1 protein-coding gene is annotated in these 1,239 nt (G+C 55.3%); it reads left to right on the top strand.

All coding sequences use genetic code 11. From position 1 onward, the window contains the following. The first annotated feature begins 68 nt into the window (after positions 1–68). Positions 69–1,231, top strand: a protein-coding gene (locus ACB039_RS20880) for an IS3 family transposase (protein WP_125730119.1) whose coding sequence is annotated in 2 segments (ribosomal slippage) — positions 69–324 and positions 324–1,231 — 1,164 coding nt in all. Because the reading frame shifts where the segments join, the coding sequence is not laid out codon by codon here. The last annotated feature ends 8 nt before the right edge of the window (positions 1,232–1,239 follow it).

Genomic DNA, 1,239 nt, shown 5'->3' with positions numbered 1-1,239 from the left:
TGTAGTGGTCTAATCATCCCGGACACCATTTTAGGTGGTACAGTCGCCACCATGACTTGAGGTGTTCAATGACAAGATTACGTCGCTCATTTACTGCTGAATTCAAACTCGAAGCCGCATCCCTGGTACTCGACCAGGGATACTCTGTCCCCGAAGCCAGCCGTTCACTGGATGTCGGTGAAACCATACTTCGCCGATGGGTTCAGCAGCTTCAATCCGAACGAACCGGCACCACCCCAATCGGCAAAGCGCTGACCCCGGAGCAGCAGAAAATCCAGGAGCTGGAAGCCCGCATCAACCGGCTCGAGCGCGAAAAGGACATTCTAAAAAAGGCTACGGCTCTCTTGATGACGGACGAGTTCAAACGTACGCGCTGATAGACCGATTAAGAGAGCAAGCCCCTATCACTCTGGTCTGCTGTGCTTTCGATGTTCCAACATCCTGTTTTTACGACTATCTGGCCCGCAAGCGGACGATTAACCGTGAGCGGATGCAGCAACGCAGCGAGTTGCGCCGTTTGTTCAAAGAGAGCCGGAACTCAGCGGGCAGCCGCGCCTTGATGTCGATGATGCGTGAGCTGGGGCATCAGATTGGCCGATTCAAAGTGCGCAGTCTGATGAAGGAGGTCGGTCTGGTATCCAAGCAACCGGGCGCTCATCGCTATCAGGTCGCCCGGTCTGAACGACCGGATATTCCCAATCTGCTGGCCCGTGAATTTGATGTCCAGCAGCCCAATCAGGTGTGGTGTGGCGATATCACCTACGTCTGGGCAGGTGGTCGTTGGAATTATCTGGCGGTGGTGCTCGACCTTTATGCCCGCCGAGTCGTGGGCTGGGCGATGTCTGACAAGCCTGATGCAGAGCTGGCAATAAAAGCGCTCGAGATGGCCTATCAGCAGCGGGGTTGCCCATCAGGTGTGCTGTTTCACTCAGACCAAGGCAGCCAATATGGCAGCCGGGTATTTCGGCAGCGGCTGTGGCGCTATCGCATGACCCAGAGTATGAGTCGGCGTGGCAACTGTTGGGATAATGCACCGATGGAGCGGTTGTTCAGGAGTCTGAAGACAGAGTGGCTCCCGACAACGGGATATATGAACCTGCGGGAGGCGAAGCGGGATATCAGCTATTACCTGATGGATTACTACAACTGGCGGCGTCCACATCAACACAATGACGGGATCGCGCCAGCAAAAGCCGAGGATCGGCCTAACCAAGTGTCCGGATTTAGTTGACCACTACA

This window comes from Aeromonas sp. S2(2024), from assembly GCF_041402505.1.
Classification (GTDB): domain Bacteria; phylum Pseudomonadota; class Gammaproteobacteria; order Enterobacterales; family Aeromonadaceae; genus Aeromonas; species Aeromonas media.
The sequence above is the reverse complement of the archived record's forward strand: the minus strand, read 5'-3'. Positions and strand labels throughout refer to the sequence as shown.